At 38.3% G+C, this 25,212-nt stretch carries 19 protein-coding genes; 2 read left to right on the forward strand and 17 right to left on the reverse strand.

Going from position 1 to position 25,212, the window contains the following annotated elements:
* Positions 1 to 53: 53 nt before the first annotated feature.
* Genes IGI58_RS17215 through IGI58_RS17230 form a run of 4 tightly spaced genes read right to left on the reverse strand, consistent with a single transcriptional unit; the run spans position 54 to position 3,270 of the window.
* Positions 54 to 1,322, reverse strand: a complete 1,269-nt coding sequence (locus tag IGI58_RS17215) for an ABC transporter permease (RefSeq protein ID WP_429952454.1) — start codon at positions 1,320 to 1,322, stop codon at positions 54 to 56.
* The gene (locus tag IGI58_RS17220; protein ID WP_087640181.1) at positions 1,315 to 2,214 is read right to left on the reverse strand and encodes an ABC transporter ATP-binding protein; all 900 of its coding nucleotides are present in this window, start codon (positions 2,212 to 2,214) and stop codon (positions 1,315 to 1,317) included. Before IGI58_RS17220 ends, IGI58_RS17215 begins: the two co-directional genes overlap by 8 nt.
* Before the next feature lie 54 nt (positions 2,215 to 2,268).
* Entirely contained in the window at positions 2,269 to 2,961 is a 693-nt protein-coding gene (locus IGI58_RS17225) for a DUF2812 domain-containing protein (protein ID WP_429952453.1), read from the reverse strand.
* On the reverse strand, positions 2,962 to 3,270 hold the full coding sequence (locus tag IGI58_RS17230; RefSeq protein ID WP_225533890.1) for a PadR family transcriptional regulator: 309 nt from the start codon (positions 3,268 to 3,270) through the stop codon (positions 2,962 to 2,964). It abuts the gene before it with no gap.
* A gap of 369 nt (positions 3,271 to 3,639) precedes the next feature.
* Here IGI58_RS17230 and IGI58_RS17235 point away from each other — a divergent pair, with 369 nt between their 5' ends.
* The gene (locus IGI58_RS17235; RefSeq protein ID WP_429952452.1) at positions 3,640 to 4,854 is read left to right on the forward strand and encodes an IS110 family transposase; all 1,215 of its coding nucleotides are present in this window, start codon (positions 3,640 to 3,642) and stop codon (positions 4,852 to 4,854) included.
* A 256-nt stretch (positions 4,855 to 5,110) separates the two neighbouring features.
* Here the strand turns inward: IGI58_RS17235 and uvrC are convergent, their stop codons facing one another.
* The 5 genes from uvrC to zapA form a co-directional block, all read right to left on the reverse strand.
* Positions 5,111 to 6,895: an excinuclease ABC subunit UvrC gene (gene uvrC, locus IGI58_RS17240; RefSeq protein WP_429952451.1), complete on the reverse strand. Its 1,785-nt coding sequence runs from the start codon at positions 6,893 to 6,895 to the stop codon at positions 5,111 to 5,113.
* Between the two features lie 165 nt (positions 6,896 to 7,060).
* A complete protein-coding gene (gene trxA / locus IGI58_RS17245) occupies positions 7,061 to 7,375 on the reverse strand; it encodes a thioredoxin (RefSeq protein ID WP_087640185.1) in 315 nt (104 codons plus the stop codon).
* Positions 7,376 to 7,463: 88 nt separating this feature from the next.
* Entirely contained in the window at positions 7,464 to 9,830 is a 2,367-nt protein-coding gene (locus IGI58_RS17250) for an endonuclease MutS2 (protein WP_429952450.1), read from the reverse strand.
* Between the two features lie 123 nt (positions 9,831 to 9,953).
* Positions 9,954 to 10,502 carry a CvpA family protein gene (locus IGI58_RS17255; protein WP_225533887.1) on the reverse strand — a complete coding sequence of 183 codons (549 nt, stop codon included), beginning with the start codon at positions 10,500 to 10,502 and terminating at the stop codon, positions 9,954 to 9,956.
* 17 nt (positions 10,503 to 10,519) lie between these two features.
* Complete coding sequence (gene zapA, locus IGI58_RS17260) at positions 10,520 to 10,960, reverse strand: cell division protein ZapA (protein WP_162288321.1); 441 nt, start codon at positions 10,958 to 10,960, stop codon at positions 10,520 to 10,522.
* Between the two features lie 266 nt (positions 10,961 to 11,226).
* Here zapA and IGI58_RS17265 point away from each other — a divergent pair, with 266 nt between their 5' ends.
* Positions 11,227 to 12,222, forward strand: coding sequence for a D-2-hydroxyacid dehydrogenase (locus IGI58_RS17265; RefSeq protein WP_429952449.1), 996 nt, complete (start codon positions 11,227 to 11,229; stop codon positions 12,220 to 12,222).
* A 74-nt stretch (positions 12,223 to 12,296) separates the two neighbouring features.
* Here IGI58_RS17265 and IGI58_RS17270 read toward each other — a convergent pair whose 3' ends face one another.
* The 8 genes from IGI58_RS17270 to IGI58_RS17305 form a co-directional block, all read right to left on the reverse strand.
* The gene (locus IGI58_RS17270; protein WP_225533885.1) at positions 12,297 to 16,649 is read right to left on the reverse strand and encodes a PolC-type DNA polymerase III; all 4,353 of its coding nucleotides are present in this window, start codon (positions 16,647 to 16,649) and stop codon (positions 12,297 to 12,299) included.
* A 265-nt stretch (positions 16,650 to 16,914) separates the two neighbouring features.
* On the reverse strand, positions 16,915 to 18,627 hold the full coding sequence (locus IGI58_RS17275; RefSeq protein ID WP_087640191.1) for a proline--tRNA ligase: 1,713 nt from the start codon (positions 18,625 to 18,627) through the stop codon (positions 16,915 to 16,917).
* A 73-nt stretch (positions 18,628 to 18,700) separates the two neighbouring features.
* On the reverse strand, positions 18,701 to 19,969 hold the full coding sequence (gene rseP / locus IGI58_RS17280) for an RIP metalloprotease RseP (protein ID WP_429952448.1): 1,269 nt from the start codon (positions 19,967 to 19,969) through the stop codon (positions 18,701 to 18,703).
* A complete protein-coding gene (locus IGI58_RS17285) occupies positions 19,966 to 21,150 on the reverse strand; it encodes a 1-deoxy-D-xylulose-5-phosphate reductoisomerase (RefSeq protein ID WP_429956341.1) in 1,185 nt (394 codons plus the stop codon). Before IGI58_RS17285 ends, rseP begins: the two co-directional genes overlap by 4 nt.
* 34 nt (positions 21,151 to 21,184) lie before the next feature.
* Entirely contained in the window at positions 21,185 to 21,985 is an 801-nt protein-coding gene (locus tag IGI58_RS17290; protein WP_429952446.1) for a phosphatidate cytidylyltransferase, read from the reverse strand.
* The gene (locus IGI58_RS17295; protein ID WP_429952445.1) at positions 21,982 to 22,785 is read right to left on the reverse strand and encodes an isoprenyl transferase; all 804 of its coding nucleotides are present in this window, start codon (positions 22,783 to 22,785) and stop codon (positions 21,982 to 21,984) included. The genes IGI58_RS17290 and IGI58_RS17295 overlap by 4 nt, the downstream gene beginning before the upstream one ends.
* 202 nt (positions 22,786 to 22,987) lie before the next feature.
* A complete protein-coding gene (locus IGI58_RS17300) occupies positions 22,988 to 24,535 on the reverse strand; it encodes a PASTA domain-containing protein (protein WP_429952444.1) in 1,548 nt (515 codons plus the stop codon).
* Complete coding sequence (locus IGI58_RS17305) at positions 24,528 to 25,202, reverse strand: ABC transporter ATP-binding protein (RefSeq protein ID WP_429952443.1); 675 nt, start codon at positions 25,200 to 25,202, stop codon at positions 24,528 to 24,530. Before IGI58_RS17305 ends, IGI58_RS17300 begins: the two co-directional genes overlap by 8 nt.
* Positions 25,203 to 25,212 lie beyond the last annotated feature (10 nt).

Raw genomic sequence — 25,212 nt, forward strand, 5'->3', positions numbered from 1 at the left:
CTGAACTAAAACTAGTTTTAGTTCAGGCTTTTTTCGTTAAATTGGTTTTTTCCCTAATCAGTTACTTTTTTTCGTTCATTTTTTAAAATAGAAATCGATTGTTTCAATGACTTCCATACACCACCGTCACTATATACTAATACATTTGATTTGTATAATTTAGCAGAAAATAGTGTCAATAATATACCGAAAACGACCAAGATCACAACAGAAATTACAGCGCCTGTCGTACTTACTGTCTCACTTGCTAAACGAATCGGCATAATAAACGATGAAATCAATGGGATATAAGAAGTAACTTTGATCACAATATTTTGCGGATCAGTCGGTCCCAATGAAATGCCGATAAAGTACCCGATCATTGCGATATAGATAATTGGTTGCACTGCTTTTGCAGTATCTTCTGGCTTAGAAACCAATGAACCGCACAATGCTGCAAGAACTGAATAGACTAGGACACCTAGAACAAAAAATACTAACGTGAAGAATAAAAAGCTGCCAAAGATATTAGCGGATGAGATCCCATCTAAAAATGTTTTGACTATCTCTAAATTCTTTAACTGTGAATAACCAATTCCGATTGCCGCAGCATATATCACAATTTGCGTTAATGCAACCAAGATCACCCCAGTCAATTTGCCATAAAAGTGTGTTTGAGCTTTTGTACTGGACAAAATGACTTCCATGATCCGCGTGCCCTTTTCTGAAGCAATCTCCTGAGCAATGATCGATGCATAGGTGATGATAATTACCCACAAAATAATCGTTATGACAAATGATAAAGCTGATTGAATCGCTGTATTATCTTGACCGGTAGTCATCTTGCCATTTTCATCAAAACTAACTTTTGTTTTTTCGAAATTTGCGGGCTGACTTAGACTAGATACTTGTTCAGCAGTTAGATTCAGCTTACTTGCATTTAACGAAGATTGTAATCCATTGAGCATTTGGCTCATCATCAATTCTGTCGTTGTTCCTAAGGAAGATTCGACGTATAATTTTCCTTGAATCTGTTCTTCTTTTGTATCAAGTACAAGAAAAGCATCGATATCTTTCTTTTTCAATTGCTTCTCAGCATCTTTTTGTGATGTAACAACTTTAAATGTATATTCATCACTTTCAGACTTTGCAAGCTGTTCTGCCAATACTTGGTTATCTGACACAAGTCCAACTTTTGTATCCTCAGAAAAACCACCAGCAAGTGAACCAGCAATATAGATGATCCCCATTACTATAAACGGCACCAATATCATAATGACAAAAGAAACGGATTTCACATTCTTTTTATATACATCGCTTGCTATGATCCAGAATTTATTCATTTGGTTCACCTGCCTTCATTTTGAATATTTCTTCTAATGTTGGTGGCTGCTGATTGAACATTGGGATATACCCAAATTGAGTCGCACGTGCAAATATTTCTTCACCCGCTTTTGGATCTTCCAAGGTTACTTCGACCACTCCATCACCACGCTTGACCGCGGCTTTAACGCCATCGATTGCTAGGACATCCGCTGGTTCCAATGGTGATTCCAAGAAAACCTTAGTACGACCAAAGCTTTCACGAATGTCATGGACTTTCCCATTCAACACCATTTTTCCACTACGCAACATCACCAAATGGTCACAGATTTTCTCAACATTATCCATATTATGACTAGAGAAAATGACACAGGAACCTTTTTCCTTCAATGCAAGAATCCCATCCTTTAAAAGCTCAGCGTTCACAGGATCCAACCCACTAAAAGGTTCGTCTAAAATAACTAGTTTCGGCTCATGAATCAACGTTGCGATCAATTGAACTTTTTGTTGATTACCTTTGGAAAGTGATTTTACTTTATCTGTTTTCTTTCCTTTAACTTTGAATTTTTCCATCCATTCGTCGATCTTAGGTTCGATTTCTTTTTTTGTTTTTCCCCTCAATTCTGCAAAATAAATCAACTGATCTTGAATTGAGATCTTTGGATATAATCCTCTTTCTTCCGGTAGATAACCAATATCGTTATAGTCTTTCCCGCTTAACGAGTGACCATTCCACAGGACTGTTCCACTGTCTTGCGATAAAAAATCTAAAATCAAACGAAATGTTGTGGTCTTTCCCGCCCCATTTTGGCCGATCAATCCAAGGATTTTTCCGTCAGGAATTTCAAAAGAAATATCATCCACAGCTGTGTAGTCCCCAAATGTTTTGACTAAATTATTCACTTCTAACATTTTCATCCCCCTATTTTCATACTTGATTTATTTTGTAAATAACTAATTCACGTATCAATAAAATGTTTCACCTAAAATAAGACTAACCATGACGCCCAGAACAAAGCCAATTGCCCCTAGAAATAAAGAATCTCTCATTACCTTTTGTCGTTTCGCGAAACGTTCCGGATGATTATAGTATTTGGTCCTGTCTCGATAAAATACTAGAGAAAATATCACACTGATCACAACTCCTGGTGGCAGTGCAACAAAAAGCATACCCACAAACATAAGAACTACTCGAAATGCTAAATTAGAAAGGATCAGATTATTCGACTCCTTTGTATGTAGAAGTATTCCTAAAAGAATGAGTCCTATAGGAAAATAGATCCAATAACTCCGCAGCATCCAAAGCCATTCTTTCTTCATTCGCTGCCAATAACTCTCTGGATCTGAGTATATAGTCGGTGTATCAAGATCAGCTTTAAAATAAAAATATTTATTTTTGTAATTCGCTATATTCTCCCAGCCTGCCTGCTCATAAATCACCAAATATTCAGACAATTCTTCTTTTGACCCTTCAAAAAAATCAACAGAAAAATTCTTCTGTTCTGGTTCTCCCTTTTCAAAAACCAAAAATCCCAACCGATTCATTTTTCTAAAAAGCCAGCCATCCTCAGCCATCATTTTTAAGATCTGCATTTCTTTCTCAGGATAAAATGCTACGCCTCTAGAAAAAATGTATTTTTTTCCCCTAACCATCTTCATTCAATCTCCTTTTTTTGCTAACAGACGACTTCCAGCTTGATACAAGAGTTTCCGTCGTTCTACATCTTGCTCTAAGATGCTTCGTCCCTTATCAGTGATCAAATAAATCTTTTTCCGATCACTACTTTCCTCTAATGAAATATATTTGCTTGTTTGTAATTTTTTTAAGATAGTGTACATGCTTGCTGGACCAATCGTAACTTGACCATTCGTTAAAAGATTTACTTCTTTCATGATAGCATAGCCATGCTGTGGTTTTAATAATGCTAACAGAATCAAATAGGTAGAGTCTGTCAATGTTTCTTCCATGATGCTCCGCCCCTTTATATCGTCAAGCGATATATCATATACTGATATAGTATCGTTTGTTGTTTCTGCTGTCAATTGTTTTTTATTCATAATTTCCTCTTTGGTCATAAAAAACATACTAAGATTAGAGGGTAAAGTCACCGACGGATGACTTTACCCTCTATTTCCTTTTTTAGGTCTATAGTAAAGAGTGAAAGGAAGATCGACCATGCTCTCTTGGACTTCGAGTCCCTACAAAAAAACGGTCTCCTTCACTGTCATTTTAAAATCTGTTTTAAGTATGTTGGGGCTTCGAGCTCGTGTTAAGGAAATTAGACATGAAATGAAACAGTGAAGTACCTTTCAAAAAAAAAGAAAGAAGATGAACGTATGACATATGTACTTGCATTAGATGTTTCGATGGGGAAAAGTTATCACGTGCTTTACGAAGATGAGCGTTGTCTCTCCGAGGGAGAGATTACTCATACCAAATTTGGCTTTGATTATTTGCTTCAAGAAATTCAACAGTTACCCGAACTGCCTAGTATCGTATTTGAATCGACCGGTATTTACTCAAGAGTGATTGAAACCTTTTGTCAAAATAATCACTTACTTTATTGTCTATTGAATCCTTTGGAAGCAAAAAAACAGCTGGATAGCGGTCTTCGTGTGCTTAAAACGGATAAACAAGACGCACATCGACTAGCACAAACTCACTGCCAGTATGAGCGGAAAATTAAGAAACTCCAACCTGATATTTATGAAGAATCCCATGATTTAGCTCGCTTTTATCAAGAGATAGAAGCAGAAATCAAGCGACTAAGAATGTACTTACACACGGCTCTTCAACTTAGTTTTCCGGAATTGGAACGCCTTTTTTCGAATCGATTGTCAAAATTATCATTGAATCTTATCGAGCTGTTCCCTCATCCAGAATGCTTAGCGGGATTTAGTCAAACTCAAATAAAAAATATTTTGAAAAAGAGCACAGACAAACGTCTTTCGGATAAAAAAGCCTTAGAAAAAGCGCAACAGCTCCTTTCATTGGCTTCTACTTCCTATCCAGCGACGACGAAAACGAGCATTCAAGTACAGAAAGTTCGTTATTACGCCCGCCAATTAAAAGAACTTCTTCACTCAAAAGAAACGGTGTCTAAGCAACTGATCGAACAAACAAGACCCTTACCAGAATTTGATCTTTACCGAAGTGTTCCGGGGATTGGTGAAGTATCTGCCGCATTAATTATTGGTGAAATTGGCGATATTCGCCGATTTGAAAATCATAAGAAAGTGAATGCGTTTGTTGGGATAGATACCCGTAGGTATCAATCTGGTAAATACCTAGCCCAAGACCATATCAATAAACGTGGCAACCCCAAGGCTCGAAAGCTCCTTTATTTTACCGTGAAAAATATGATTCGCCAGCAAGCTGCCGCGCCTAATCATATCGTGGATTACTATTATAAATTAAAAACGCAACCTTTATCCAAAAAGGATAAGGTTGCGACCGTAGCCTGCATGAACAAACTACTAAAGTGTCTCTATTCCATGATCAAGAATGAGACAAGGTACGACTATGCGCACACGGTCTCTATGGACCAATAAGACCAAGTCTTATATATTAATTATAGCACCCTGCTGGAAAAAAAACATACTCATCAGGGTTATTTATCGTGAACTTTTTTCTAAAATATTCCCTTCGTCTACAAACGATTAAAATATCTTTGATTATTTCTTTATTTTTCTCTTGACTAATCGTAGGAAAGAGAGAGCGGAACAAAACTAAAAACCAGTTTTATTCCGCTCTCTGAATCCGAAAATTAGTGTTTAAGAAGTAATCTTGTTCCCTTTCACTAATTAATCACTTCTCTTCTTTTTCATGTAAATGGTCATAGACATTTTTAGCCACATTTTTGGGTAGTCCAGAAGCATTTAATTCTTCGATACTTGCTGCAGTAATATTTTTTAAAGATTTGAATTGCTTTAAAAGTTCTTTTTTTCGTTTGGGACCTAGACCTTCAACTCCGTCTAAACGTGAAGCAAAACTATTCTTACTTCGCAATTGACGATGAAACGTGATCGCAAATCGATGAACCTCATCTTGAATTCGCTGTAGTAAAAAGAATTCTTGAGAATTTCTTTCTAAAGGAACGATCTCTAGTTCAGGACCGAAAAGTAACTCACTTGTCTTATGCTTATCATTTTTAGCCAATCCAGCGATCGGGATATCCAAACCAAGCTGATTATCTAGGACTTCTCTTGCCGCATCTACCTGACCTTTCCCGCCATCAATGACGATCAGGTCAGGGAATGGCAATCCTTCTTTTAGAACACGGGAATATCTGCGATAGATAACTTCTCGCATGGATGCATAGTCATCTGGTCCCTTTACCGTTTTGATCTTGTATTTTCGATATTCTTTTTTATCAGGACGGCCGTCGACAAAAACGACCATCGCAGAAACCGGATCAGTTCCCATAATATTCGAGTTATCAAACGCTTCGATTCGTACAGGAGCTGGAATATTCATTGCATTGCCTAACTTTTCAACTGCTCCGATCGTCCGCTCTTGTTTGCGGACGATCAAATCAAATTTTTCCTGTAATGCGACTGTAGCATTTTTACCAGCAAGTTTTACCAGTTTTTTCTTCTCTCCTCGTTGGGGTTGCAGCACTTTTGTTGAAAGCATCGCTTCAACACTTTCAATATCGATATTATCCGGGATCAACACTTCTTTTGGAATAAAATGTTCATTTTCTTGATAAAACTGTCCGATAAACGTCAAAAAGTCTTCCTCTTCTTCGTTATAGAATGGAAAAATCGAAACATCTCGTTCAATCAACTTTCCTTGACGAACAAAAAAGACTTGCACACACATCCAGCCTTTGTCCACTGAATAGCCAAAAACATCACGATCGACTAGATCTGCATTGGTCATTTTCTGACGGGTCATTACAGTCTCGATCGCTTTGATCTGGTCGCGGTATTCTGCTGCTTTTTCAAATTCCATGTTTTCAGCAGCAGCAGCCATTTTCTGTTGAAGCTCCTCTTGAATTGCAGGATGTCCGCCATTCAAGAAGCTCTTGATCTCTCCCACCATTTCTTTATATGTTGATTTAGGGATGTCAAATACACAAGGAGCCAAGCATTGCCCCATATGATAATATAAACAAACTTCCTTTGGCAGTACACGGCATTTTCTTAAAGGAAATAAGCGATCAAGCAATCGTTTCGTTTCATTTGCTGCGCCAACATCCGGATAGGGACCAAAATAAAGAGCTTTATCTTTTACAACCTTACGTGTGATCAATAGACGCGGATAATCTTCATTCGTGATTTTGATAAAAGGGTAACTTTTATCATCTTTCAACATAATATTGTACTTAGGATCATTCTTATGAATCAAATTGATTTCCAATAAGAGTGCTTCGATATTTGATTCGGTGACAATATATTCAAAGTCTTCGATTTCACTGACAAGTCGTTCTGTTTTTGTATCATGACTGCCAGTAAAATAAGAGCGAACACGATTTTTTAATACTTTTGCTTTCCCGACATAAATAATGGTACCATTTTTGTCTTTCATCAAATAACAGCCTGGCTGATCAGGAAGCAATGCTAATTTATTCTTGATTCTTTCGTTCATAGTACTTCCTTTCTCTTTCTTTGATAAAGTTTATTATACCATTTTCTCGACTGTTAGACAGAAAAAAGGTGAGTCAGACAAAACTTTCCGTCTTATCTCATTCACCAAAAACGCTCATTCAAAAAAGCTGAGACGAAAAAATCATTCGTCTCAACCTTTTGCTTTTTATAAATATTTTTCGATCAATGTACGTAATTGTTCTTTTGAATGGACACCAACTGCTTTTTCTACAACTTCGCCATCTTTTTTCAAAAGAAGCGTTGGAATACTCATGATACCAAATGAAGCTGGTGTTTCCGGATTTTCATCCACATCCATTTTTGCGATTTTCAGTTCGCTTTCATCATATTCTTCACTTAGTTGTTCTAAAATCGGTGCCTGCATCCGACAAGGTCCACACCATGTTGCCCAAAAGTCGATCAATACAAGACCGCTATCTGTTTCTGCTGCAAATTCTTTATCTGTAATTACTTGTGTCATTTGATTTACCTCCTACTTTTACTTCTATTGTGATTATAGCACTTGTTCCTTTATCCGACTAGTTTTCTGCTTACTAAAGGTAAGTACGCTATTTGAATTTAACAATTGTTGCCCCATTACCGCCCTGATTCCCCGGTGCAAATTCGAATCCGCTCACACTGCGGTGATTTTTAAGATATTCGGTGATTCCTGTCCGTAATGCCCCAGTCCCTTTTCCATGAACGATCGTGACTTGCGGATAGCCAGCTAAAATTGCTGCATCCAAATATTGATCTACTTCTGCCAAAGCTTCTTCATAGCGTTTTCCTCGTAGATCCAACTGATTCGGTACATGACTACTTTGGCTTGAGCGCACAGCAGTTACCCGCTGTTTTGGTTCTTTCTCAGGTGCTACCGGTGTCATGTCGTTTTCATTCACAGCCATTTTCAAAATACCAAGCTGTACTTGCCATTCTTGCGAGCCAGTTTTGCGAATCAGGGTTCCTCGTTGGCCATACGTATTCACAATGACCTCATCACCCGTTTTTAGCTGTTTCTGTTCTTTCGCTTTTTTTAATACTTTATTTTTTTCTAAGCGTGTTTCTTCTTGATGGAGTTGAGAAAGCTTCGATTTTGCATCAATCAGCTGATGTTCTTTGATACCGCCTTGGTTGCCGCTGGTCAACTGCATTTTACGAATATCTGAAATAATAGCTTCTGCTTGTTCTTGTGCCTCAGAAACTAACTCATTAGCTTTCTTACGTGCTTTAGCCATCTCTTTCTCACGTTCATCAAAGAAGTAACCATAAGCATCTTTCAATTCTTTATATAGACGCTCTGATTCATCCACATAGTGACGAACTTCCAAGTATTCTGTTTCAGCCATCTTGCGACGATTTTCTAAGTCAGCGATCATTTCATTTAAATCCTGACTTTCTCCATCCATAATATGTTTGGCTTCATCGATGATTGTTTGATCTAGACCTAAACGTTTAGAAATTTCGAACGCATTACTTCTTCCTGGAACACCAATCAGCAAACGATATGTTGGACTCAAAGTATCTACATCAAATTCCATGCTGGCATTGATCGTACCTGCACGATTATAGCCGTAAACTTTCAATTCAGGATAATGAGTTGTCGCCATGACATACGCACTCTTACTGCCTAATGCGTCTAAAATCGAAATAGCCAATGCAGCACCTTCCTGCGGATCGGTACCAGCACCCAGCTCGTCAAAGAGAACTAAACTATGACTGTCCACTTTCTCTAAAACGCTGACAATATTCGTCATGTGCGAAGAAAACGTACTTAAACTTTGCTCGATCGATTGTTCATCACCGATATCTGCAAAGACTTCGTCAAAAATTCCCATACGACTTTCTTCGCCTACTGGGATCGGCAAGCCTGATTGTCCCATCAACTGCAACAGTCCTAAGGTTTTCAGTGTGATCGTCTTTCCTCCGGTATTTGGTCCAGTGATGACAATTGCCTGATAATCCTCACCAATCATAATATCATTCGGTACAGCTTTTTCCTGATTTAATAAAGGATGTCTTGCCTGCTTGAAATAAATATGGTTTTCTTCGCTGATTTCGGGAACAACTGCCTTGAGTTCCTTACCAAAGCGAGCCTTTGCATTTGCAAAATCAAATTTACCGATCACATAAGCATTGTGCAGAATATCATTACGATGAGGAACTAACTCAGCTGATAGTTCAGATAAGATCCGCTCGATTTCATTTCGCTCTGCAATTTGATGCTGACGTAAGCGGTTATTGAGTTCCACGATTTGTTTTGGTTCGATAAATAAGGTTTGTCCGGAAGAACTTTGATCGTGGACAACACCGCCAAATACACTTTTATATTCTTGTTTCACTGGAATAACGTAGCGTTCGTTTCTCATTGTAACGATCGCGTCACTTAAATATTTCGCATTTTTTCCTCTTACAATACCATCTAATTGCTCACGGATCGTTTGCTCACTTTTACGAATATTATTACGGATGCCCTTCAATTCTTGGGAGGCGTCATCCGTAACGCGTCCATCTTCATCGATGGACTCTTTTAAACGGCGACTTAGTTCAGGTAATACAACTAATTGCTCTGTCCATGAATAAAGACGTAACAAGTCGATTTCACTATCCTGTAGATCATTGAAAAAACGAATGATCTCAGATGTCGTAGATAGTACTCGACCGATTTGTGCTAATTCCAAGCCATTCAAATCGGCACCGATCTCGATTCGTTTCATATGCGGACGAATATTTTCCAGCTTTGGAATAGGTATTCCACCGCGTAATCGTTGTATTTTTAGGCTATCTTCGGTTTCTTCCAACCATGATTGGATCGTCAGCTCATCATTGACAGGAACTAAATGCTCAACTTCTTCCATCCCTTGTGCTGTAACAATATATTGGGCAATCATTTGTTTGACTTTATCAAAACCTAAAGTTGTTAAAATACGGGTATTCATTGATTCTCACCTTCTATTCTTTTTTACTGTGTAACGTGAAGTAGGCAAACAGTAACTGATTCAGCATTGAAACAAGTTATGTTTACCTTCATTCTCTAGCTATCCAGATGTTCTCTTTATTCTCTATTTAATCATTTGCTCGACCCATAAATCATAGATCTGCTTGGAAAATATTGGTGTATCTTTAACGATAAATTGTGCAAGTCCACTATTTTTGAATTGATTTTGAACGGCATCGACAGGAAGCATCGAAACGGTGTACAGTACTAAAAAGACCCCGACATACACTACAATAAAATTCAATAGTCCTCCCGCTAATCCATTTGCTTGTTTTAATACAGGTAAAAAAGTCAGCCCATGAGCAAAAATCGCTAAAAAGCGAACCACTAACCAGCCTGCTGCCATAATCAGCAAGAATGCAACAGCACCGTAAAATGCCTGATCTAAATCCAACGTTAGTTTTTGGTTGAAAAAAAGCAATTTCGTTTCTTCTGTTGGTGAAGGATAAGGGACATACAATTCTAAATGAGAAGCTAAGCTTTTATAATTTGATTTTGCGATAAGATACGTACAAAGATAACCGAATGTATACAAAATCTGCAAAACCAATCCACGTCTGGAACCAGTATAATATCCAATCGCTAGTATTACTAAAATGAGTAATGTTAACATCCTGTCATCCTTTCAGACTATTGCTCTGTACTTTTGTTTTGAATTTGTTGTTTTCTGTTTTCATTGAGTATTTGTTGGGCTTCCATGTGATTATGGATCTCAACACCTTCTTGACCGTTCTTTTTCAAAACATCTCGTGCCTCTTCTTCGATTGCTTCGATCCGTTTGATTCGATTTTCCAATTCAGCTAAACGGATTGTTTGTTTTTTGTATTCTGCCACTTCTTTTTCTAAATTGATCGTTTTCTCTTGTTTTTTTAATTGATCAGAAATTGCATTGATCGCAAGTAACACGGATGCTTGCTCATTATCTGTCTGTGGTGAGATGTGCTTGATTTCAGCTAACTGCTCATTCACTAGTTTTGTGACTAGATCCATATGTTGTTTGCTTTCTTGCCCGATTATTGTATACGTATGATCAGCAATCACTGCTTTATATCTTGTTTTTTCTTTGACCATGATCGTGTTCCCTCCTGTAATGATCCATCAACTGCTATTGTACCATGAAAATCATTCGATTGTATTCTTAAATAAACCCTTTTTTATTATATGCTACTAAACAGAAAAATTAAAGGTCTAGGCGCATTATTACGTTTTTCATTAGATTTTTTTCGTTAAACGACTTCTTACTAGGAAATTTTGTCTAATTTTCATACAATAGCAAGAGAAAGGTTATTTATAGTAGTTTAATAACTGATCTGTTTATACGAAAGGAAGAAATAATCATGAAAATTTTTATTTACGGGATTGGAAAAAAGGAACAGCCTGTTGCAGAAAAATGGGCCAAAGAGCATAACGTTGAGATTGCATTTACGGATCAAGAATTGAACACCCAAACAGTTATTTTAGCAAAGGGATACGATGCAATCTCATTTCAACAAATGGCCGCTGTCCATGATGAAAAAATCTATCAAATCATGGCAGAAAATAATATTCGTTTACTTTCTACACGTTCTGCAGGAATTGACGGGTTAAATAAAGATTTTCTAAAAAAATATCAGATCGCTGCCTGCAACGTGCCGGTATATAGTCCGCGAGCAATTGCAGAGCATGCCTTAACTTTGACAATGATGCTGCTGCGTCAAATTCCAAGACTTCTACAAAGAGAGCAGCAACAAGATTTTACATTGGACGGTTTGATTGGGAGAGAAATCCACGATCTGACAGTCGGTGTAGTGGGAACCGGTCATATCGGTTTAGTTACCGCAGAATTATTCACTGCCTTAGGTGCAACTGTCATTGCTTATGATAAATACCCTAAAAATGATGTTGGTTCTGTTTTGACTTACCGTAGCTCTTTAGAAGCAGTTGCCCAAGAAGCAGACATTCTAACACTCCATACTCCCTATGTTCAAGAGAATCATCATTTGATCAATGCATCTTTATTGAAGCAAATGAAACCTGATGCTCTTTTGATCAATACAGCTAGAGGACCTCTAGTTGATACTTCTGCATTGATCCAAGCACTTAAAAATGGACAAATTGCTGGTGCTGGTTTAGATACTTTAGAAGACGAAATGATGTTCGTCAACAAAACAAAAGCTGAACAAGAAAAGCAAAATCCTTATATTGAAGAATTACTGGCATTAGATAATGTTGTTGTTAGCCCGCACATTGCTTTTTATACATTACAAGCCTCAAAAATTTTGATGGAAAGCTCTTTAAACAGCTTATTTATTCTATATACAACTGGTTCTAGCGATGCTTTGATCCAATTATAAGACGTTTAAAAAGGATCTGGGAAATATCCCAGATCCTTTTTAAGTAGAATTCCCTAGAAACCTAGTCCCATTGTTTAAAGCATATCAAACAAGGATAACTGATTTTCATCAGGCAAATCTTTCAACACGCCATTTTCGTTCATATATTCTATCAATGTTTTAGAGACTTTTCCTCGTGTTGCTAAGTCTTCTTTTGATAAAAACGGTTCAGATCTTGCTTCTACGATAGAGCGAGCCACGTTTAGACCCAAACTTGGAACTGCCCTAAATGGGGCAATCAAGGTATCTCCATCGATGACAAAATTTTCAGCATCTGACTTATACAGATCGATCATCCCAAATTTAAATCCGCGCTCTAACATTTCATTCGCTAATTCTAAAACAGTCAATAAATTCTTTTCTTTCGTAGAGGCTTCCAGTCCTTTATCCTGAATCTCTTTCATTCGAGCTTTGACTGCTTCTTTACCTTGAGACATTGCCACCAAATCAAAGTCATCTGCACGAACAGAAAAATAAGCACAGTAGTAAAGAATAGGAAAATACACTTTAAAATACGCTACCCGCAAAGCCATCAATACGTATGCTGCCGCATGGGCTTTCGGGAACATGTACTTGATTTTTGAACAAGAATCAATGTACCAGTCGGGTACATTATTTTCCTTCATTGCTTTCAAGTATTCTTCACGCAGCTCATCAGGAATCTTATTCCATAAACCTTTACGTACCGTTTCCATAATTTTGAAGGCCATCCCACTGTCCAGTCCTGCATGGATCAAATAAACCATGATATCGTCACGACAACCAATTACTTCTGCCAGGTTCGCTTCTCCACGTTTGATCAATTCTTCCGCATTCCCCAGCCAAACATCTGTACCATGAGATAGACCAGAAATTTGTAATAGCTCTGCAAAAGTCGACGGGTGTGTTTCTTCCAACATTCCTCGTACAAATCTTGTCCCAAATTCCGGAATCCCTAATGTACCCGTTTTAGAATAGATCTGTTCCGGAGTAACACCTAAAACTTCTGGTCCTGCAAAAATCCGCATCATTTCCGAATCGTCTGTTGGTATCGTTTTCGGATCGATTCCGGATAAATCCTGTAACATCCGAATAACTGTTGGATCATCGTGTCCTAGTATATCAAGTTTCAAAATATTATCGTGGATCGAGTGGAAGTCGAAGTGAGTCGTTTTCCATTCCGCATTTTGATCATCCGCAGGAAATTGAATCGGTGTAAAGTCATAGACATCCATATAATCCGGAATAACAATAATCCCGCCCGGATGCTGTCCTGTCGTCCGTTTCACCCCAGTTGAACCTTTTGCTAAACGATCCACTTCAGCTCCTCTGAAATGAAGATTGTGATCACGCTCATAACCCTTAACGAAACCGTAGGCCGTTTTATCTGCAACGGTACCGATCGTTCCGGCACGATACACATATTCCTCACCAAACAGCACCTTCGTATAGTTATGAGCTTCAGCCTGATAATCACCTGAAAAATTCAAATCGATATCGGGTACTTTATCTCCGTGGAAACCTAAGAATGTTTCAAAAGGAATATCATGACCATCTTTAAACAAACGCTGCCCACAGTTCGGACAATTTTTCTCCGGCATATCGAACCCGGAACCATAAGAACCATCTTCAAAGAATTCAGAATATTGACAGTTCGTGCAGTGATAATGAGGTGCTAATGGGTTAACTTCTGTGATCCCAGTCATCGTCGCGACAAAACTCGACCCCACTGACCCACGTGAGCCAACCAAATAGCCATCTTCCATACTCTTGTGCACTAACTTTTGCGAAATCAGATAAATAACTGAGAAGCCATTTCCGATGATACTATCCAATTCCTTTTTCAATCGTTTTTCAACGATATCCGGTAGTGGATCGCCATATAATTCTTTGGCACGTGTATAGCTCAAGTTTCTGATCTCATCTTCAGAACCTGGAATCTTAGGTGTATACAAATCATCCTTAACGGGAGTGATTTCATCACACATGTCTGCAATCATATTAGGATTTTCTACAACCAGCTTATGAGCTGTTTCTTCTCCTAAAAATTGGAAAGCCGTCAGCATTTCATCTGTTGTTCTAAAATGAACATCCGGCAAACTATGGCGATTCAGAGGATTTGCTCCCCCCATCGAACCGATCAAAATTTTACGATAAATGCTATCTTCTTCATTCAAATAATGGACATTCCCCGTTGCAACAACCGGTTTATCCAATTCGTCACCGATCTTGACTAAATTCGCAATGATTTCTTCCAAGTCAGCTTCACTTTTGACTAATTCCTGTTCAAGTAAAGGCGCATAGACAGCTTTGGGCATCACTTCGATATAATCATAAAATTTTGCCCGATTTTTAGCCTCTTCTACCCCTTTTTGCATCATCGCTTCGAAAATTTCACCGCTCGAACAAGCCGAACCAATGATCAAGCCTTCACGTAATTTATTCAGCTGAGAACGAGGAATCCGCGGAATTCTGAAAAAGTAATTCACATTAGACATTGAAATCAACTTAAAGAGATTTTTTAAACCAGCCTGTGTTGTTGCTAAAATCGTTGCATGGAAAGGACGTGCTCGTTTATACGAATCGCCTTCTCCAATATGCATATTCAGTTCATCATGATAATTCATGCCATGATTTTCTTTCGCATCTTTTAAGAAGATCCAGCATAAATGACCCGTTGATTCAGAATCATAGATCGCCCGGTGATGCTGCTCTAGATTGACACCGAATTTTTTAGACAAGGTATTTAAACGGTGACTTTTGAAGGTTGGGTGCAAATAACGAGATAATTCCAATGTATCGATGACTGGATTTTCAGCCTCTGGTATGTCATATTTACCGTAGCTCGTATTTAAGAAGCCCATATCAAACGAAGCATTGTGGGCAACTAAAATCGTGCCTTCTGAAAATTCTCTAAAAAGACGTAATACTTCTTCTTCTGATTTTGACCCGCGAACCATTTCATCCGTAATACCCGTTAAATTGATGGTCGTCTGAGACAAAGGATGTCCCGGATCGATAAATTGTTCGAATGTATCAATGATATTTCCTTTGTGCATTTTGACCGCAGCCAATTCAATGATCGTGTCATAAACTGCTGATAGTCCAGTCGTTTCCACGTCAAAGACAACATAAGTAGCTTCACTTAATTCAATGTGCGCTTCATTATAAGCGATCGGCACCCCATCATCCACAACATTTGCTTCGACACCGTACAAAATTTTTACGCCCGCTTTTTTACCAGCACTGTGAGCATCCGGGAAAGCTTGAGCACCACCATGATCGGTGATTGCGATGGCCTTATGTCCCCATTTACCTGCTTGAGCGACTAAATCACCTACATTATTCGTTGCGTCCATCGTGCTCATGTTGCTGTGTAAATGAAGTTCTACCCGCTTATCTCCTTCTGGTGCATAGTCTTTACGCGGTGCATGTTTGACTTCCATCAAATCCTGACAGTTCATGACTAGATCCCGCATAAAGGTATCTTCTTGAATACTGCCTCGAACTCGAACCCAACTATTTTTCTGGATCGCATCAAAGATCTGTTCATCCTTTTCACCATTCGAGAACTTTTTAACAATGAAAGAAGAAGTATAGTCTGTGATTTTTAAAATCAAGATTTTTCGTTTTGAACGCAATTCACGTACTTCTTTATCAAAAATAAAGCCCTCGATCGTAATACGGCGTTCTTCTTCTAAAATGTTGCCCATCGGCATAATTGGTTCATCATTGGGAATATTTCTACCCAAACGAATAGGACCTTCCAATGCTGGACCTTGTTGTTGCTGTTGTTTTTTCTTTTGTTCATGCTTGATCAACGACTCTGCTGCCTGCTGTTGAAAAGCTGCGTCTTGTTCTTGTTTTCGTTCCTCAAATAAGGCTAAAACACGCTTCGCCTGTTGTTCATCCATTTTAGGTTCAATATGGAATTTAGGAAAGCCGTAGTCAAGAAATAGATCTTCGATAATCGGCAAATATTGTTGTTTTAGATAGGGAATGACTGCATCATTATCAACAGGTAAAATAATTTTTTTATTTTCAATGATCGGTGTTTGACTCTTGATCACACGCTGCACTAAAGGAGTATCACACTGGCTGTTCAGTAACGCTACTTGCCAGTAGTCTGTTAACTGATCTGCGGTAAACTCGGTCTTTTCAGTCGTGATTTTCACTGAAACACCTGCAATTTGTTGAAATGCTAATTGTAATTGCTGCATAAATGATTGATACAGCATTACTGGTAAAATTTCTGAAAAGCCTAAATGAAATTCCCAATGACGGCTTTGCTGGTGAACAATTACCTTATTGATTTTTCCTTGTTGGATCAACGGATGTTGCCGTTCTTGTTCGCTTAATTGAATCTGATCGATCAACTTTTCAAATAAGTCTTGTGCTTTTTCTGCCACCAAACGAACCTCCTTTAATTTAAAAACGAAACAAACTCGGCTCTTTTCTCTTGTAAGAGTCTTGCCAAGTTAAACATATCTTCTCGAATTTTATTGATCTGAGCAAAAATCCGCCAGAAACATTTGATAAGAAAGAGGCCCTTAGACATTTCTGCCAAGTGCCTCGCCACAGTTTAGTATACTATTTTTCAAAGTGAAATACAATTGCTAGAAAAGACATAACGTCTATGAAACCATATAAAAACTGATTTCATAGACGTTTAAATTATTCTTTTTCTGGATTAAGCAAGATAGTCAAAGTACTCTCAAGTTCTTCCTTACGTACTTCTACCATTTCACCTGTTCGTTTGATCTTCACTTCAACAACACCATCGACCGCTTTTTTCCCAACAGTGATTCGGATCGGACAGCCAATCAAATCAGCATCAGCAAATTTCACTCCTGCACGTTCATTGCGGTCATCCACAAGAACTTCATAGCCAGAAGCAGACATCATTTCTTCCACTTCTTGAGCCAGTTTCGATTGGTATTCATCTTTGACATTCATTTGAACGACATGCAAGTCAAATGGTGAAATTCCAGTTGGCCAATTGATACCATTTTCATCGATATTTTGTTCAACGATCGCTGATAACAGTCGGCTGACGCCAATACCATAACAACCCATGATCACAGGTTTTTCACGACCATTTTCATCTAAGACCGTTGCACCCATCGACTCACTGTAACGTGTACCTAATTTGAATATATGACCTATTTCAATCCCCTTTGTAAATTCTAATAGTCCATTTCCATCAGGCGAAGGGTCCCCTTCTTGCACAAAGCGTAAATCTTCATAACTGATCGGTGTGAAATCACGCCCTGGATTCACATTAGTGAGATGGTAGCCAGTCTCATTTGCTCCAGCAATTGCATTGGCTAAATCCTGAACATGTCGATCAGCGTACAACTTAACTTCTTCAGATAACTCAACTGGTCCAACTGAACCAAAATCAGCACCTAAATATTTACGCGCATCTTCCTCTGTTGCTTCATCTAAGAAATCAACGCCTAAGAAGTTTTTCAATTTGACATCATTGACTTCATGGTCACCACGAACTAAAACTAACACAGGTTCTTCATCAGCCATGAATAGAACTGACTTGATTATTTTTTGCGCTTCAACATTGAAAAATGCTGCAACTTCTTCGATCGAAGAGACGTTTGGTGTTGCTGTTTTCTCAATTTCTAATTGTGTCTCATGCGATTTTTTTGGTGTATAAAGGCTAGTTGCCATTTCTAAGTTTGCCGCGTAATCACCTTCAGTTGAAAAGCAAATCGTGTCTTCACCGATGTCAGATATGGCCATAAACTCTTTTGAATCTTTTCCGCCCATTGCACCACCGTCACCGATGATCGCCCGGAAATTCAGACCACAGCGCTCAAAAATAGCTGAGTAAGCTTTCTCATAATCGCGGTAAGATTGATCCAAGCTTTCTTCGCTTGAATGGAATGAATAGCCGTCCTTCATAATAAATTCACGGCCTCTCAATAGACCGAAACGTGGACGTTTTTCATCACGATATTTTGTTTGGATTTGATACAGATTCAATGGTAAACGCTTATACGAATTGATTTCGTTACGGATCAGTTCAGTAAATGTTTCTTCATGTGTAGGACCAAGAATCAAGTCACGATCATTACGATCCTTTAATCGATACAAGTTGGGACCGTAAGTTTCATAACGACCAGATTCTTTCCATAATTCAGCTGGTAGTAATGCCGGCATCAACATTTCGACTGCATCGATCTTATCAAATTCTTCACGCATGATTTTCTTCAATTTTTCGAGGACACGATTAGCTAAAGGCAGATAAGAATAAATTCCTGCTGATACTTGGCGGATATAGCCCGCTCTAAGCAGCATTTGATGACTTAACACTTCAGCATCATTTGGTACCTCTCGTAATGTTGGGATTAGCATTTTTGACTGTTTCATCAGAACTCTCCTTTGTTTAAACGAATACCACAAAACTCCTCAAGTAGTCCGTTATAAATTGCAGTTTATTTAATTAAAAGAAAAAACGTTGAATATCATTCCAGGTCACTAACACCATCAATATCATGATAAAACCAAACCCAATAAGTGTTAGTATCCCTTCTTTTTCTTGACTCAAAGGTTTCCCTCTAAGTCCTTCGATAATGTTCAAGACAATTTTACCGCCGTCCAAAGCTGGGATCGGCAATAAATTGATGATTCCTAGATTGACCGACAACATTGCCATCAGCCAGATAACTGTATTCAACCCAGCTTTAGAAGCTTCTGAAGACATTTGGAACATCATGACCGGTCCGCCCAATTTATCCAAACTAAAACCGGTAAACAGTGATTTTAGCGCTTTAAAAATCTGCATGGAACTCTCTAAAGTCGTCTGGAAGCCTCCAGCCAGTTTGTCTGTGAAACTAGTTTTCTTCGGCGGTGTAATGCCGATCATACCAATTTCCTGTTCTCCTGACTTTTGACTTTTAGGTGTGATTGCTACTTCTTTTGTCTTTCCATCAGATTCTACGTCTAGTGTTAATTTTTTTTCAGGACTAGCTTGGATGATTTTTGTAAAATCCTCCCACGTCGAAACTTCTTTGCCATCGATTGCTAAAATTTTGTCATTTGCTTTCAAATCTGCTTTTTGTGCTGGGCTATCTGCCTGAACATCGCCGATCTGATTTGTATTTGTATATGTTACACCGCCCTGCATGAAGACGTATAACGTAAACAAAACAAAAGCTAAAATGAAATTATTCATCGGTCCGGCAAAATTCGTCAACATTCGCTGCCATAATTTAGCTGATTGAAACTGGACATCGACAGGTGCGATCCGTACTTCAGTACCATCTTGCTCAATGATCGTTGCATCATGATTTACTTTATAAGTGATTTCATTTGTTTCGTCACCGTTCACGTAACCTTTGATGAATAATTCTTCCTCTAGATCTGCTTCTAACATTTCCATCGGGATACTGTTTGTCAGCTGAACTTTTTTACTTGTATTGATCTTTACGACTTCTTCCTGTTCATTCAGTTCAACAGAAAGAGTCATCCCGGGGGCTAGCTCAGTTTCATCTTCCCCCATTCCAGCCATTCGAACATACCCGCCGATCGGCAGAATACGAATCGTATAAGCTGTGCCGTCTTTGCCTTGATGAGCAAAAATCTTTGGTCCCATACCTATCGCAAATTCCCGCACTAAAATTCCTGAGCGTTTTGCAAAGAAAAAGTGGCCAAATTCGTGCACAAGGACGAGAATACCAAAGACAATTATAAATGTAATGATCGTTTTCATAAATGACCTTCTTCCTTGATCCATCTTTCTATGATAGTTCTTGTTTTTTTATCGATCGCAATCACTTCTTCTAAAGTGACTTCGGTTGTTTCATTGTACTCGTTCACTGCTCGCTGAACAAAGTGTTCAATCTGCAAGTATGAAATTTTGCCTTCAATGAAAGCCGTCGCAGCAATTTCATTTGCTGCATTATAAACAGTTGGATAAGCGCCGCCTTTTCTCCCTACTTCAAATGCTAACCTCAACATTGGAAAACGCTCAAAATCCATTACTTCAAAATTCAACTGACTGATCTGAGTCAAATCAAATGCTTTTTCATTTTTTATCGGTAAGCGTTTGGGATACGTCAATGCATATTGGATCGGTTCACGCATGTCACTTGGTCCTAATTGAGCTAAGTAAGCACCATCAGTTAGAACGATCATTGAGTGGACAATACTTTCTTTATGTAAAACAACTTTTATTTTATCATAATCTACACTAAATAACCAATGGGCTTCAATAACTTCTAACCCTTTATTCATCATCGTGGAAGAGTCGATCGTGATTTTTTTGCCCATCGACCAGTTTGGGTGCTTTAACGCTTGCTCTAAAGTAACTTTTTTTAGATCTTCTCTTGATAGATCCCTAAAACTGCCGCCAGAAGCTGTGATCATCAATTCCTTCAAATTTTCTTTTGGTTGACCTTCTAAACACTGATAAATGGCTGAATGTTCACTATCTACAGGTAATATTTGCACCTTGTGTTTAGCTGCTGCCTCCATGACCCATTGGCCTGCCATGACCAGAGTTTCTTTATTTGCCAGTGCAATATCTTTTCCTGCTTCTATTGCGGCCATCGTCGGCGCAAGTCCGACGCTTCCTGTGACAGCAGTCAAGACAACCTCTACAGAATCTAACGTAGCAGCTTGAACCAAGCCTGTTTCTCCTACACCAAATTCAACTGACGGAAAACGAGAAGCAAGAATTTCTTTGATATCTTCTGAGCCAACCCCGACATATCGAGGATTCAGCTGCTCAATCAAATCTGCACCCGCCTCCACATTTGAATGAAATGTAAGGGAATCGATTTGAAATAATTCAGGATAAGCTTTGACTACATCAACTGTATTTGAACCGATCGAACCTGTTGCTCCTAATAATGCTATTTTCTTCATAGTAAAAAGAAAAACTCTGACCAATCAGAGTTTTTCACCTTCCCTTCTTGCTTAGAAATTAAAATAATCCGAATAAATGCATGATTGGAAAAACAAAAAGCAAACTATCAAAACGATCCAAAATCCCGCCATGCCCAGGTAGAATCGTTCCAGAATCTTTTACATCATAATGCCGCTTGATCGATGACTCGACTAAATCACCAAATTGACCAACGATCGAAAAGACTACAGTCATTGCTAACATGATGGGTAAATTATACGTAAATAATTCTTTGTTTGGTGTTAACGTCAAGAATAATAACGCGACAACTACGGCACTAAGAATGCCGCCCAAAGAACCCTCGATCGTCTTATTAGGTGAAACTTCTGGCCATAATTTTCTTTGACCGAAGCGTTTCCCAATGAAATAAGCGCCGATATCTGTTGCCCAAACCACAAATAATGCATAAAGCAGTACAACAAAGCCCGTAGCTCTTGCATTGACGAAGTTTTGAAAACCAACACCAACATACAAGCTAGTGATCACTGGAAAACCAGCCTGAGAAATAGTATACATATTTTTTGACGCCACAAGGCCGCCTAGTAAAATCATCACTGTAACATAAAACAAAATAAAATTGTCAGCTTTTTCAGGTAAAAAGAAAAACCAACGCTCTTTCGGCAACACTAGCAATACTGCACCCAAAGCAGAAAGGATCCCTTCGAAACTAACGATTTCTAACCCCTTCATTCTAAATAACTCGTAAACACCAACCACTGCAAGCACAGCAGCAGCCAATTCGATCACAAAACCTCCGTACCAAATAATTGGAATAAACACAACTAAAGCTACGGCAGCTGTAATAACACGCTGTCTCATTTATTTTCCTCCTCTGTTTCTTTCAGACCGCCAAAACGACGGTTTCTATTCTGGAATGAAGCTAAAGCCATTTCCAATAATTCTTCATTAAAATCAGGCCATAAAGCATCCGTAAAAAACAATTCACTATAAGCAATCTGCCAAAGTAAAAAGTTACTGATCCTTTCTTCGCCGCTTGTACGAATCAACAATTCAGGATCTCTTAACTCCTCAGTCAAAAAACCTGTCATCAAATGTTGCGCTATAGATTCTTCTGTAATAGCATCTACCTGAAGCTCTCCACTAGCTGCCTGTCCAGCTATTTCTTTTACCGCAGTAACGATCTCAGCTCTTGAACCGTAATTTAGCGCAAAATTCAAGACCATGCCCGTATTCTCTTTTGTTTGATTGACAGCACGCGTAATAGCGTCTTGTGTGTGTTCTGGTAGAAATTCTTTATAGCCCATCACATGAACTTTTACATTTTCTTTGATCAGCTCCGGTACGAATGTATCAAAAAAGTCAACCGGCAGTTGCATAAGAAAGCTTACTTCATCTGTCGGGCGCTTCCAATTCTCAGTAGAAAAGGCATATAACGTGAGAACCTTGACCCCTAATTTACTCGCATGCTTTGTGATCTTTTTGACGGTGTTCATCCCTTCTTTGTGTCCAGCAATTCTAGGTAAACGACGATTTTGTGCCCAACGGCCATTACCATCCATAATCACAGCTACATGTTTAGGGATCGCTCCCTCATTATTGAAAGTAAAGTCACTTTCCTGCTGTATATATTTATTCTTTTGCGGAAAAAAACGTAACATATTTTTCCCTCCAATCCAAAAATCTGTCTAGACTATTATAGCAATATCTTTCAGAAAAGCCTATGCAAATGAAAAATTTTTCGAGATTATTTAACAAATTCACTTAATTTACAAAGAAAATCCCCGATTCACCCTCCTATTCCATTACAAAAAGCGGGCAAAGAAAACGGCAAGATCGTTTTCCGTACACGCTAGTTGACTTTTATTCTTCTGACTCTTTCGTTGCTTCCGGTTTAAGATTCCCTTTACTTATACCAATTTGGATAACTGAATCGATCGGAACAAACTCATTATAGTTACTCATTTTTACAACAGTTCCTTTGGTAACAGTTGAATCAACATAATACACTTGATAGGTTATGTTTGCACCCTTTGATTGATAGTCATCAAAGAATATCTTTTGAAGATCGCCTTCTACTGTATTATCACGTAGATCCTTGATATAAGGCTTACCAATCGAGTATACAACCTGAATGACAGGCTTATCATCTTTTTCGGTAAACTTACTTCCGATTTCTACTGATTGACTGATGAAATGCCCGTACGGTACCGTGTTGTTATACAATTGTTTCACTTGTACCTGCAGCCCATTCCCTTTATCCGCTGCTTCTTCTGCAGTAAATTGTGAAAAATCGGGTACGATCATCGCTTTTCCTGTAGAGACTGTCACTGTCAGTGTATCTCTCTTGGCAACTTTTGTGTCTTTACCTATGCTTTGAGAGATCACCTTGCCCGCTTCGATTTTATCAGAATCTGCTTCTTCTACTTTTAATGTGATTTCGTTTTTCTTCGTCCATTCCGTGACTTCTTCTTTTGTTTTTCCTGTAAAATCTAGCATGGCAATATTTTTTTCAAAAATCTCTTTACCTTTTGAGAAATAGACTTTTGCTTTATCTTTACGTTTATATTCTTCTGCTTTTACATCTTTATTCGTGATCTCAAATTTAATGAAATCTCCTTGTGCTACTTTATCACTGTATTCTTCAATAATCGCTAAATTATCTGCTTTTTGCTCTGAGATCCATTTCTTTGCTTCGCTGATTTTCATTTCTTTAAATTCAGGTAACTGGATCTGCTCTTCCGGATCAGCACCCAAACTAGCATCAACAACTAATTCTTTGCCTTTTTTGATCTTTTTATTCTTGACCGTTTGATCAATGATCAAATTCGCTGCTTTATCAAAATCATATTTCTGTTCGACTTGAAGTTTCACTCCATTTTCAGCTGTCCATTCACGAACTTCTGATAATTCTTTCCCTTCAAAATCAGGGACTTTTACATGTGTCAACTGATAGTAACCAACATACAATAAAATTACAGCTGCCAAACTTCCCATACCGATTAAAATCAGTTTTGTTCTACGTTTCTTTTTGTACGTTGGATCCGTTTCGATAAACTCATCCGGATTTTGTGACGTAGTCACAGGTTCCGCTTTAGCAACTGGCGTTCCTGTTTCTTTTTTTGGTTCATATTTTTTCTTTTTTGTACGCTTCTTGGTGTAGATCACATCATCAGTATTTTCTACTTGTTTAGGTTCTTCTTTTTCATTTGTGGTTTGCTGAATATTTTTTGAAGTAGAATCTATTGTATTTTTAGGCCCAACAAAAGCAGGTGTTGACTCCTTTTTTGCAGATGATTGTTCTTCGTCATTTTTGATTGCTTTAGTTTTTTTCTGTTCTTTTTGCTTATTTTTATTTTCGCGGGTCTTTTCATAATTCTCACCGCTGAAATTTGATAGAAAATCACTCATATTTTTTTAACACACCTTTTTTCAGGTAGTATGTCTCATCCGACTGGGCAGCAATCTCATTCGAGTGAGTAACTACGATCACACATTTATTATGAACTTTCGCAAGATTTTTGAAAATGTCAACGATCTCTTGCTCCATTCCTTCATCTAAATTTCCAGTTGGTTCATCTGCTAGGATAACATCCACATTCGTCGATAGTGCTCTGGCAATCGCCACACGCTGCTGTTCACCACCTGATAATTGATTGACTGAGCGATCCGCTTTTTCGTGCGTGATCCCAATGTAATCCAGTAGATTATAGGCAACTTCTTTTTGATTTGGCGGCAACTCATTATCTGTGATCGACATGGCAACTAACACATTTTCTAATGCAGTCAAATACGGAACGAGATTATAACTTTGGAAAATAATACTGATATCATCACGGCGGTATTTTTCATAGCCGATTGTTTTGATATCTTTTCCATTCAGCAAAATTTGTCCTTCCTTTGGTGTATCTAATGCACTGATCAATGAAAGAAAGGTCGTTTTTCCAGATCCTGACTGACCTAAAATCGTATAGAATTTTCCCTGTTCAAAAGACACGCTGGTATCTTTCAAAATGAAGCGGCGCTGATCACCATCTTGGTAAAAATAACTAAGCTTTTTTGTTTCTAAAATCGCCATTCTCCTGACC

It is taken from the genome of Enterococcus sp. AZ020, assembly GCF_050499205.1.
Lineage (GTDB): Bacteria > Bacillota > Bacilli > Lactobacillales > Enterococcaceae > Enterococcus_L > Enterococcus_L dunnyi.

Coding starts and splice junctions, on each gene's coding strand:
- IGI58_RS17305 (WP_429952443.1), bottom strand. CDS start 25,202: ATGGCGATTTTAGAAACAAAAAAGCTTAGTTATTTTTACCAAGATGGT.
- IGI58_RS17235 (WP_429952452.1), top strand. CDS start 3,640: ATGACATATGTACTTGCATTAGATGTTTCGATGGGGAAAAGTTATCAC.
- IGI58_RS17250 (WP_429952450.1), bottom strand. CDS start 9,830: ATGAATACCCGTATTTTAACAACTTTAGGTTTTGATAAAGTCAAACAA.
- rseP (WP_429952448.1), bottom strand. CDS start 19,969: ATGAAAACGATCATTACATTTATAATTGTCTTTGGTATTCTCGTCCTT.
- IGI58_RS17255 (WP_225533887.1), bottom strand. CDS start 10,502: ATGTTAACATTACTCATTTTAGTAATACTAGCGATTGGATATTATACT.
- IGI58_RS17230 (WP_225533890.1), bottom strand. CDS start 3,270: ATGGAAGAAACATTGACAGACTCTACCTATTTGATTCTGTTAGCATTA.
- zapA (WP_162288321.1), bottom strand. CDS start 10,960: ATGGTCAAAGAAAAAACAAGATATAAAGCAGTGATTGCTGATCATACG.
- IGI58_RS17300 (WP_429952444.1), bottom strand. CDS start 24,535: ATGAGTGATTTTCTATCAAATTTCAGCGGTGAGAATTATGAAAAGACC.
- IGI58_RS17295 (WP_429952445.1), bottom strand. CDS start 22,785: ATGTTACGTTTTTTTCCGCAAAAGAATAAATATATACAGCAGGAAAGT.
- IGI58_RS17225 (WP_429952453.1), bottom strand. CDS start 2,961: ATGAAGATGGTTAGGGGAAAAAAATACATTTTTTCTAGAGGCGTAGCA.
- IGI58_RS17215 (WP_429952454.1), bottom strand. CDS start 1,322: ATGAATAAATTCTGGATCATAGCAAGCGATGTATATAAAAAGAATGTG.
- IGI58_RS17265 (WP_429952449.1), top strand. CDS start 11,227: ATGAAAATTTTTATTTACGGGATTGGAAAAAAGGAACAGCCTGTTGCA.
- IGI58_RS17275 (WP_087640191.1), bottom strand. CDS start 18,627: ATGAAACAGTCAAAAATGCTAATCCCAACATTACGAGAGGTACCAAAT.
- uvrC (WP_429952451.1), bottom strand. CDS start 6,895: ATGAACGAAAGAATCAAGAATAAATTAGCATTGCTTCCTGATCAGCCA.
- trxA (WP_087640185.1), bottom strand. CDS start 7,375: ATGACACAAGTAATTACAGATAAAGAATTTGCAGCAGAAACAGATAGC.
- IGI58_RS17290 (WP_429952446.1), bottom strand. CDS start 21,985: ATGAGACAGCGTGTTATTACAGCTGCCGTAGCTTTAGTTGTGTTTATT.
- IGI58_RS17220 (WP_087640181.1), bottom strand. CDS start 2,214: ATGTTAGAAGTGAATAATTTAGTCAAAACATTTGGGGACTACACAGCT.